Origin of the sequence: Mycobacterium sp. pV006 (assembly GCF_041287115.1) — a bacterium.
GTDB lineage: Bacteria > Actinomycetota > Actinomycetes > Mycobacteriales > Mycobacteriaceae > Mycobacterium.
Genome location: NZ_JBGGKT010000061.1, coordinates 1 through 478 on the forward strand (window position 1 = coordinate 1; position 478 = coordinate 478).

The following is a 478-nucleotide window of genomic DNA, read 5'->3' on the forward strand; positions in this document are numbered from 1 at the left end:
ACGGTTCGAGGTTAGAGGCCCAATACGATCAGAGTGGTATTTCAACAACGACTCCACCAAAACTGGCGTCTTGGCTTCACAGTCTCCCACCTATCCTACACAAACCGTATCGAGCACCAATACCAAGTTGTAGTGAAGGTCCCGGGGTCTTTTCGTCCTGCCGCGCGTAACGAGCATCTTTACTCGTAATGCAATTTCGCCGAGTCTATGGTTGAGACAGTTGAGAAGTCGTTACGCCATTCGTGCAGGTCGGAACTTACCCGACAAGGAATTTCGCTACCTTAGGATGGTTATAGTTACCACCGCCGTTTACTGGGGCTTAAATTCTCCGCTTCACCCCAAGGGGTTAACGGGTCCTCTTAACCTTCCAGCACCGGGCAGGCGTCAGTCCGTATACATCGTCTTGCGACTTCGCACGGACCTGTGTTTTTAGTAAACAGTCGCTTCTCACTGGTTTGTGCCACCCCCTCCCGCTGCC

The 478-nt window shown here is 52.1% G+C and carries 1 rRNA gene; it reads right to left on the minus strand.

The window, feature by feature from the left end:
- A 23S ribosomal RNA gene (locus ACAG25_RS24800) occupies positions 1–478 on the minus strand; the annotation flags it as partial.